Source organism: Streptococcus sp. 1171_SSPC, from assembly GCF_001069335.1.
Classification (GTDB): domain Bacteria; phylum Bacillota; class Bacilli; order Lactobacillales; family Streptococcaceae; genus Streptococcus; species Streptococcus xiaochunlingii.
Map to the genome: position 1 here is coordinate 1 of NZ_JWAK01000032.1, position 9,118 is coordinate 9,118.

Genomic DNA, 9,118 nt, shown 5'->3' on the forward strand with positions numbered 1-9,118 from the left:
TTAGAAGAATTTGATGCCAATCGACAGGCGATTATCAACCCACAAGACCGACACGAACCAATTGAAGGATTTCCCAAAGTAGTCATCTCTTGCTTTTCAAGAGTAACTTTTGCGCGTCTCCTTGAAAATTATGAACATGAGGTCATTACAAGAACTTCCATTTCCAACTTTGAAGTCTTAGTCTATGGGATTACGATTGAAGACCAACAGATTGCTGTCTTTAATGCACCAGTTGGGGCTGCTTCCTGTGTAGGGATTATAGAGGATTTGATTCAATTTGGGATGGAAAAACTAGTGCTCTTTGGGACCTGTGGGGTTTTGGACCAAGATATTGAGGCGACCTCCATCATCATTCCAACGGCTGCTCTTCGCGACGAAGGGACCAGCTACCACTATCTTCCAGCTAGTGATGAAGTGGAAGTAAATAAGGAAAGTCTTCCTCTCTTCCAAGCTTTTCTGGATAGTCACAAGGTTTCCTATCAGTCAGGAAAAGTGTGGACGACAGATGCTCCCTATCGGGAAACCATCGACAAGATGAAGCGACGAATGGAAGCAGGAGCTATCTGTGTGGATATGGAGTGTTCTGCAGTAGCTGCCTTAGCAGCTTTTCGGGACTTTGAGCTCTGCCATTTCTTCTACGCAGCAGACCACCTCTCGGAAGAAAAATGGGATATCCGAACCTTATCTAGTCATGAGGATTTAGATAGCAAGGATCGAATCGCGGATTTGGCCATCCAATTTGCGCTCTTATGGGAAAAGGCGAACTAAATGAAAGAAACAATGATTGAATTGAAGGATTTTTCCTTCCAATACAAGGCACAGTCTGAGCCAACTTTGAAAAATATCAACTTAACCATTTATAAGGGGGAAAAGGTCCTGATTGTCGGGCCATCTGGCTCTGGAAAGTCAACCATTGGCCAGTGCTTAAATGGGATTATCCCTAATATCTATAAGGGAACCAGTAGTGGGCAATTCCTCATTCAGGGGAAAGAAGCCTTTGATCTCAGTATTTATGAGAAATCTCATTTGGTCAGTACGGTCTTGCAGGATACAGATGGTCAGTTTATTGGTCTCAGTGTTGCAGAAGACTTGGCTTTTGCCCTTGAAAACGATATGGTGGAGCTGGAAAGCATGAAATCCCGGGTCCATACCTGGGCGGAGCGCTTAGATTTGAGCAAGCTCTTGGGCAATCGGCCTCAAGATTTATCTGGTGGGCAAAAACAACGGGTTAGCTTGGCGGGTGTCCTGATTGACGAAAGTCCGATCCTGCTCTTTGATGAGCCATTGGCTAATCTAGATCCCAAATCGGGTCAGGATATCATAGATCTGATTGATCAGATTCATGAAGAGCAGGGGACGACAACCATTATTATCGAACACCGTTTGGAGGATGTACTCTACCGTCCCATTGATCGGGTCATCTTGATCAATCAAGGGCAAGTTCTCTTTAATGGGAGCCCAGATGAGTTGTTGAGGACCACACTGCTGGCTGAAAATGGGATTCGTGAACCCCTCTATTTAACGACTCTTCGCCAGTTAGGCCAGGATATCAGCAAGCTACCGCATTTGGACAAGGTAGAAAAATTACCACTTGGGGATTTATCAGTGGATATCCCAACTCCTCATTTTGAAAAAGGAGCAGAGGCAGAGACAATCCTAGAACTTGGTCATTTGAACTTTGCCTATCGAGAAAGCCAGCCCATTCTAAAAGATCTTTCTCTAACCATTCCAAAAGGCCAACGGTTGGCTATTGTTGGTAAAAATGGGGCTGGAAAATCAACCCTTGCTAAGGCGATTTGTGGCTTCATCCAGACGGAAGGAACCTATTTCTCAAAGGGAGAGGATATCAAGGGGGATAGTGTCAAGGAGCGGGCAGAGCGCGTGGGCTATGTCCTGCAAAACCCTAACCAGATGATCTCGACCAACATGATTTTTGATGAGGTGGCCCTGGGTCTTCGCTTGAGAAATGTTCCAGAGGACCAGATCGAAAGTCGTGTCCATCAAGCCTTGAAAACCTGTGGTCTCTACGAATTTCGTAAGTGGCCGATCTCTGCTCTGTCTTATGGCCAGAAAAAGCGGGTGACCATTGCCTCTATCCTTGTCTTGGGACCAGATGTTCTGGTCCTCGATGAGCCGACGGCTGGTCAGGACCAACGAAACTATACGGAAATTATGGATTTCCTTGATGAACTCCATCAAAAAGGCCATACCATTGTCATGATTACCCATGATATGCAGCTCATGCTGGATTATTCGGACCGGGCAGTCGTGGTCATGGATGGGCAGGTTTTGGCTGATTTGACACCGGCAGAGCTCTTGACCCAACCAGAAATTTTGAGACGGGCTAATTTGAAAGAAACATCTATTTTCGCCTTGGCAAATCGACTTGGTGTCGATCCTCTTGCCTTGACCCAGTTTTATATGAATCAGAAGGGGGAAGGTCATGAATAATCGCTTAGTCGGCTACCATGCCGGAACCAGTTTTCTGCATCGCCTATCAGGCGCTAGCAAGCTTCTTTTCTTATTGTTGGTATCATTAGCTGCCATGTTGAGTTACGATACTCGCTTATTGTTGGTCATTGGTCTAGGTGCCCTCTCCTTATTTGCAACCTCAGGCATTCGTTTGAAAGACATCTCCTTTGTTCTGAGTTTTGCCTTAGCTTTTGCCCTGCTAAATGTCTTGATGGTCTATCTTTTTGCCCCTCAATATGGGGTAGAAATCTATGGAGCAAAGACAGTTCTTCTAGATGGTTTAGGGGCATATAGTATTACAGCCCAAGAGTTATTTTATCTCTTCAACCTAGCTTTGAAGTATGTGTGTACCATTCCCTTAGCTCTCATTTTCTTGATGACCACCCATCCCAGTCAGTTTGCTTCGAGTCTCAACCAGATTGGGGTGTCCTACAAGATTGCTTACTCAGTGAGCTTGACCTTGCGCTATATTCCAGATGTGCAGGAGGAATACCAGATTATCAAGCTCTCGCAAGAAGCAAGAGGCTTGGAGTTGTCCAAAAAGGCCAACTTTGTCCAACGGGTGAAGGGAAATCTTCAGATGATTTCTCCCTTGATTTTTAGTTCTTTGGAGCGGATTGAAACGATCTCTACGGCCATGGAACTGCGTCGTTTTGGAAAAAATAAAAAACGGACCTGGTACACCTATCAGGAGATGACCACTCGTGATCGCTTGATTATCTTGGGGTCAATCTTCATGGTGATCTTGAGTATCGTCCTGATTTGGGTAAACAAAGGTCGCTTCTATAATCCTTGGAGGTAAGAAAATGGCAGAAACAATTTTAGTAACGGGAGCATCTGCTGGCTTTGGCCAAGCCATTTGTCACCGCTTAGTTGCCGATGGGCATCGCGTGATTGGCGCTGCTAGACGCATTGAAAAACTACAGGCTCTTCAAGAAGAGCTGGGAGAAGCTTTTTATCCCCTTCAAATGGATATGACGGATTTTTCTCAGGTGGATCATGCACTTGCCAGTTTGCCAAAAGCTTGGGAGAGAGTGGATGTTTTGGTCAATAATGCTGGCTTGGCCCTAGGCCTCGCCCCAGCTCATGAAGCAGAGCTTGCAGATTGGTTGACCATGATTCAGACCAATATTATCGGTCTGACCTATTTGACCCGGAAAATCCTCCCCCAAATGGTGGAACGAAATGATGGATATGTCATCAATATGGGATCAACTGCAGGGACGGTGCCTTATCCAGGGGCCAATGTTTATGGTGCTTCCAAGGCCTTCGTTAAACAATTCTCTCTAAACCTACGAGCGGACCTAGCTGGAAAACGAATTCGGGTGACCAATATTGAGCCTGGTCTCTGCGAAGGGACCGAGTTTTCGGAGGTTCGTTTTAAAGGAGATGAAAAACGGGTAGAAGCTCTCTATCGAGATGCCCATGCCATTCAGCCTGAAGACATTGCCAACACTGTGGCTTGGCTCATCCAACAACCCAAGCATGTCAATGTCAACCGCATTGAAATCATGCCGGTTTCCCAAACATTTGGACCGCAACCGATCTATCGGGGTGATTAGTTTTACTAACCAGTACGATCCGGTGCTGGTTATTTTTCCATGTTGAGGATAGAGAATAGGAGGGGGAAAACCATGTCAAAAGCCTTAGTGATTGGTTCAACTGTTTGTGATGTTATGGTCTATCTGGATCGACTACCGAGTCGTGAAGGAGACGCCCATATCCATGAGCAGACTTGGTCACTTGGAGGGTGTGCCTTTAATGTCACTTCAGTGCTTCATGCTTTAGGTCAAAATGTTGATTTCATCTCGCCAGTGGGGACAGGTGTCTACGGGGACTTTGTCAAGGCAGAACTCGAGAGGCTGGGTATCCAGACTCCAATCTCAGTAACCGGAGCAAATGGTTGTTGTTATTGCTTTATTGAGTCGGATGGTGAGAGGTCCTTTTTATCAGATCATGGAGTAGAATATAGTTTTCAGAAGGAATGGCTCCAGTCTCTGGAGCAGGAAAGCTACGATTTTATTTATCTCTGTGGCCTTGAAGTAGAAGAGCCGACTGGATTGGAACTGATTCAATCTGTGTCAAAAATCAAAGGTCAAGTCATCTTTGCACCAGGACCTCGAGGACTCTTGATTCCCGAGGAGCGTTTGGAAGCCATCTATGATCTCCACCCCATTCTCCATGTCAATGAGGCAGAAGCCAAGGCTTTTTCGGCTTGTGAAGAGATTGCTGACGCAGCTAAGAAGCTCTACCAAAGAACGGGGCAGTTAGTCATCGTCACCTTGGGAGAAAAAGGAGCGATCGCATACGATGGTAGGTTCTACGAGGTGGCCGGATTTCCGACAGAAGTCGTTGATACTGTAGGAGCAGGAGATAGTCATCTGGGAGCCTTTATAGTGGCATCTTTGAAAGGGCTAGATGTGGAGAATGCCTTAACTTTTGCCAACCGTTTTGCAAGTATGGTTGTGGCGACCAAGGGAGTTCATTTAGAACGCCATCACTACCATACCCTAGAGCAAGAGTTAAAAAAATTAGTTTATTCAAAAAGAAGCTGACAACTGTCAGCTTCTTTTTAGTATCATCTTATAATGGTCGCTTGTTGGGAATACCTGCTTTTCTTGGGTATTTGTTGGGGGTTTCTTTTTTCTTTTCTACAAGAGTGATATAGCGTGGATCCCCATTTGGTAATTCATATTGTAGATTGTCTTCAACCTTACTAAATAGCAGATTGAGGGCATTTTTGGCTTCTTCCAATTCTTCTGGAGCATTGCTGGCCTTGAGAGCGAGGAGACGTCCCCCTACTTTCAGGTAAGGGATGGTCAGTTCAGAGAGAACCTGCATGCGGGCAACCGCGCGGGCAGTTACGATATCAAATTGGGCACGAAAGGCCTTGTCTTGTGCAAAGTCCTCAGCTCGTCCATGGTAGAAATGTACTCCGCTCAAGCCCAACTCTTCAGCCAGCAAGTGAAGGAAATTGATTCGCTTATTGAGGGAATCAATGATGGTCACATCTAGCTCAGGGAATAGGATCTTCATTGGTAGGCTGGGAAAGCCAGCACCAGCTCCGATATCCAAGAGACGGATGGGTTGATTTTCGATCAAACCTTGTAAAATGGGAGCGATAGAATCATAAAAATGCTTGAGATAGACTTCGTCTTTTTCTGTGATGGCAGTGAGATTAATTTTCTCATTCCATTCCACGAGGAGCTCGAAATAGCGTTCGTATTGCTCTTTTTGTCGATTAGTTAATGGGAAGCCAAGGTCGGCTAAACGGACATAAAATTCTTCTGGTTTCATAAGATAATTTTACCACAAAATAAGGGAAATTTGATATACTGGTACTAAAGAAATGAAAGGAATTCAATAAAATGATTTGGATTATTCTTGGGGTCCTTGTGGTCCTCGCATTTTTAATTGTTGGAGTTTACAACGGTTTGGTGAAAAGCCGCATGCAGACTCGTGAAGCTTGGAGTCAAATTGATGTACAATTGAAACGTCGGAATGACTTGATTCCAAACTTGATCGAAACCGTTAAAGGCTATGCCAAGTACGAAGGAGATACACTAGCAAAAGTGACTCAACTTCGCCAACAAGTAGCGCAAGCTTCTTCACCTGCAGAAGCCATGGCAGCAAGTGATGCTCTTTCACGTCAAGTGGCAGGTATCTTTGCGGTGGCTGAAAACTACCCAGACTTGAAAGCCAACACCAACTTTATGCAATTGCAAGAAGAATTGACTAACACAGAAAACAAAATTTCTTATGCTCGTCAATTGTACAACAGTGTCACAAGCAACTACAATGTCAAGTTGGAAACTTTCCCAACAAATGTGATTGCTGGAATGTTTGGCTTCAAACAAGCCGAGTTCCTTCAAGTGCCTGAAGAAGAAAAAGCAGTACCAAAGGTGGACTTTAGCGGATTAGGAGACTAATATGCTCTTTGACCAAATTGCAAGCAATAAAAGGAGAACCTGGATTCTCCTTATTGCTTTTTTCATACTCTTGGCTCTCATCGGAGCAGCCGTTGGCTACCTCTGGTTAGGCTCCTCACTTGGTGGCGTCATCCTAGCTTTGATTATTGGTGGGATTTATGCCTTTAGCATGATTTTCCAATCAACCGAGGTCGTCATGCGGATGAACGGAGCGCGTGAGGTGACCGAAGAGCAAGCCCCTCAACTCTACCATATTGTCCAAGATATGGCTATGGTAGCTCAAATCCCTATGCCTCGAGTTTATATTGTAGATGATCCTTCGATGAATGCATTTGCGACAGGATCCAATCCTCAAAATGCTGCTGTTGCAGCAACGACAGGTCTTCTAGCTGTGATGAACCGTGAGGAATTGGAGGGAGTCATCGGACACGAAGTCAGCCATATTCGCAATTACGATATCCGCATCTCCACGATTGCGGTTGCCCTTGCTAGTGCCATCACCATGCTCTCTAGTATTGGTGGCCGTATGATGTGGTGGGGCGGTGGCCGTAGACGGGATGATGATCGCGAAGGGGGCAGTGGTTTAGAAATTATTATTCTGATCCTTTCCTTGATTGCTATCGTTTTAGCGCCATTAGCGGCGACTTTGGTTCAGTTAGCCATTTCTCGTCAACGGGAGTTCCTAGCGGATGCCTCCAGTGTTGAATTAACACGGAATCCTCAAGGGATGATTAATGCTCTTTTGAAGCTGGATAACAGTGTGCCTATGCAACGAGAAGTTGATAGTGCAAGTAGTGCTCTCTTTATCAACGATCCTAAAAAAGAATCCGGCTTTCAAAAGCTCTTTTATACCCACCCACCCATTGCTGAGCGGGTTGAAAGATTAAGAAATATGTAAAAAAATCCACCAAACAGTGGATTCAGATTGAAGACACAATCATCTTAGAACCTTTCCTTGGGTGAGTACGGACGTCAGCGAACTTCTATGAAGTTCCATGACTTAGTTTTGGACCTAAGGTTCCAAAACTCCCGAGTGCTAGAAACAACCTTGTTTCTAGCACTTTTCTCACGGCGGAAAGTTTCAGTAGATGATTGAATAACTCTAAAGAATAAAAAGTATTTATCTTTATAGAAGTTAATAGAATTGTATAAAAGATAATTTTGTCTTTAAGCTCAATCCACCCAATGGTGGGTTTTTTATTTAGTTGTTAAGAGGAGGGTAGTGAAACCAAGGATAGCAAAGATCCCCCAAGCTAGGGGAAGGCTCCAGATAGCTAGACTAGAAAAGAGAGCTGTCCCAAGTGGCATGGCAAAGCTGACCATCAGTCCCAAAAAGCTAGAGGTAGAAGCTAATTTTTCAGCGGGTAATTTACTCATTAAAAGACTGGAAACTTTTGGGTTGATTTTTGCAACAAGATAGCCAAGGAAAGTGATGAGTAGAAGGGAAAGGAAATCCCAGTGCACCAGAATATTTGTGAGCCCAAGCATAGTCAGCCCACCTGCTATCCACAGGAGGATATGGTGGAGGGTTTGCTTGGAAAAATAATCGTGGGGTGTCAGACTAGCCCAGACCATGCTTAAAATAGTCACAGCTTCTAAGATCAAGAGGGATTGGCTAAAGTTCAACTGAAAGAAGGTGGAGTGAAGCAGTTGCAGATTGTAGATGCCAGAGATGGACCCCCCTAGGGCATTTATGAGAACCAATGAGAAGAGCAACTTGCCAAAGTGGTGGATCTCCTCATCTGCAAAAATACTTTTGGAGTTCTGGTACATCTCTTGGCATTCGTGTACCAAAGAATTCTTATTTTGGGGCTCAATGACGGGGTCATGTGTCAGCTGCTTTTTTCTCATCAGGAGACAAGTGGAAGACAGGAGAAAAGTCACTGCATTGATCGAAGCGACCAGGGCGAAATGTTGATGGCTGATAGCTAGCAGCCAAACCCCTAGGGCCTGTCCAGAAATCGAGCAGACCATACTAAGTAGTTGATTGAAGGAGTAGGCCTCCATCAAATCCTCGCTAGAGATGTTCTTTTTCATGATGGGGAGTTGCAAGCCTCCGCGATAATCACTCAAACAATCTGAAACAATGTTTAAGAAGCAAACAATCGAAAAGGCTAGGTAACCCGGAATCTTGGTCATGAGAGCAATAAGGATGAAGAGGATGGCTTGGAGAAAGCCGATGCGGATCAACCAGTTAGCTTTTTTCTTCGTATGGTCAGCCTTCATCCCAACAAAAATGCTAAAGAGGCTAGGAATAAACACAATGAGATTGGCAATGCCAACTGCCAGACTCGGTTGCGGCATGCTGGCAGCAAAGACCACAAAGACCAGATTGTAGATGGCAGCACCAAGGGTATTCAAAAAGCGAGAAAGACTGAGTAAGGCAAAAATTTTATTACGAGCTAAGAGTTTCATAAACCTTCCCCCTTCGTGTGAACAGTTGCTAGGACTTGTTTGATGGATCGAACAATCTGTTTAAAGACCTCCAATTTCTCCTCTTCAGAGAGAAGAAGTTTCTGATCTTTTAGGTAGACGCTGGTATGCTTGAGAAACAAATGAAGGAAGTATCTTTTTAGTTTGGTCATCATGGAAGGAACCTTCTTTCTTTGCTTGATGGTTCTATTGTAGACCTCAAAAACAAGAAAATCAAAATGTTGCATATTTTCAACAAAAAGAGGCTGGGACAAAAGTCCTAGCCTCTCAATTGTCTTTGGATT

9 protein-coding genes and 2 pseudogenes are annotated in these 9,118 nt (G+C 44.6%); 8 read left to right on the plus strand and 3 right to left on the minus strand.

The genetic code is table 11. The annotated features are described in order from the left end of the window. From ADF75_RS06145 to ADF75_RS06165, 6 genes and pseudogenes are all read left to right on the plus strand, one after another. Positions 1-768 (plus strand): nucleoside phosphorylase (locus ADF75_RS06145; protein ID WP_048789507.1); only part of this gene is annotated, 768 nt, incomplete at its 5' end. Continuing rightward, a pseudogene (locus ADF75_RS10920) lies at positions 769-1,620 on the plus strand (DUF3744 domain-containing protein); the annotation flags it as partial. Between the two features lie 27 nt (positions 1,621-1,647). After that, positions 1,648-2,451: pseudogene (locus tag ADF75_RS10925) on the plus strand (energy-coupling factor ABC transporter ATP-binding protein); the annotation flags it as partial. Then, positions 2,444-3,274, plus strand: coding sequence for an energy-coupling factor transporter transmembrane component T family protein (locus ADF75_RS06155; RefSeq protein WP_048789509.1), 831 nt, complete (start codon positions 2,444-2,446; stop codon positions 3,272-3,274). The pseudogene ADF75_RS10925 and the gene ADF75_RS06155, both read left to right, overlap by 8 nt. 4 nt (positions 3,275-3,278) lie before the next feature. Beyond that, positions 3,279-4,034 (plus strand): SDR family oxidoreductase, encoded by a 756-nt coding sequence (locus ADF75_RS06160; protein WP_048789510.1) that lies wholly within the window; start codon positions 3,279-3,281, stop codon positions 4,032-4,034. Positions 4,035-4,106: 72 nt separating this feature from the next. After that, positions 4,107-5,027: a carbohydrate kinase family protein gene (locus ADF75_RS06165; protein WP_048789511.1), complete on the plus strand. Its 921-nt coding sequence runs from the start codon at positions 4,107-4,109 to the stop codon at positions 5,025-5,027. Positions 5,028-5,055: 28 nt separating this feature from the next. On the opposite strand, the gene rsmG is transcribed toward ADF75_RS06165, so the two are convergent. After that, a complete protein-coding gene (rsmG, locus tag ADF75_RS06170) occupies positions 5,056-5,769 on the minus strand; it encodes a 16S rRNA (guanine(527)-N(7))-methyltransferase RsmG (protein WP_048789512.1) in 714 nt (237 codons plus the stop codon). 71 nt (positions 5,770-5,840) lie between these two features. On the opposite strand from rsmG, the gene ADF75_RS06175 reads away from it, so the two are divergent. Both ADF75_RS06175 and htpX read left to right on the plus strand, forming a co-directional pair. Next, complete coding sequence (locus tag ADF75_RS06175) at positions 5,841-6,401, plus strand: LemA family protein (protein ID WP_048789513.1); 561 nt, start codon at positions 5,841-5,843, stop codon at positions 6,399-6,401. Position 6,402: 1 nt separating this feature from the next. Continuing rightward, a complete protein-coding gene (htpX, locus tag ADF75_RS06180) occupies positions 6,403-7,299 on the plus strand; it encodes a zinc metalloprotease HtpX (RefSeq protein WP_048716550.1) in 897 nt (298 codons plus the stop codon). A 299-nt stretch (positions 7,300-7,598) separates the two neighbouring features. On the opposite strand, the gene ADF75_RS06185 is transcribed toward htpX, so the two are convergent. Together ADF75_RS06185 and ADF75_RS10735 are read right to left on the minus strand one after the other, a co-directional pair. Next, positions 7,599-8,816 (minus strand): transporter, encoded by a 1,218-nt coding sequence (locus tag ADF75_RS06185; protein ID WP_048789514.1) that lies wholly within the window; start codon positions 8,814-8,816, stop codon positions 7,599-7,601. Continuing rightward, positions 8,813-9,118, minus strand: a 306-nt coding sequence (locus tag ADF75_RS10735) for a hypothetical protein (protein WP_048789515.1), incomplete at its 5' end; no start/stop codon positions are given. The genes ADF75_RS10735 and ADF75_RS06185, both read right to left, overlap by 4 nt.

Bases quoted from the DNA above. Each gene is read 5' to 3' on its own strand.
- htpX (WP_048716550.1), top strand. From the start codon at position 6,403: ATGCTCTTTGACCAAATTGCAAGCAATAAAAGGAGAACCTGGATTCTC.
- ADF75_RS06185 (WP_048789514.1), bottom strand. From the start codon at position 8,816: ATGAAACTCTTAGCTCGTAATAAAATTTTTGCCTTACTCAGTCTTTCT.
- ADF75_RS06160 (WP_048789510.1), top strand. From the start codon at position 3,279: ATGGCAGAAACAATTTTAGTAACGGGAGCATCTGCTGGCTTTGGCCAA.
- ADF75_RS06155 (WP_048789509.1), top strand. From the start codon at position 2,444: ATGAATAATCGCTTAGTCGGCTACCATGCCGGAACCAGTTTTCTGCAT.
- rsmG (WP_048789512.1), bottom strand. From the start codon at position 5,769: ATGAAACCAGAAGAATTTTATGTCCGTTTAGCCGACCTTGGCTTCCCA.
- ADF75_RS06175 (WP_048789513.1), top strand. From the start codon at position 5,841: ATGATTTGGATTATTCTTGGGGTCCTTGTGGTCCTCGCATTTTTAATT.
- ADF75_RS06165 (WP_048789511.1), top strand. From the start codon at position 4,107: ATGTCAAAAGCCTTAGTGATTGGTTCAACTGTTTGTGATGTTATGGTC.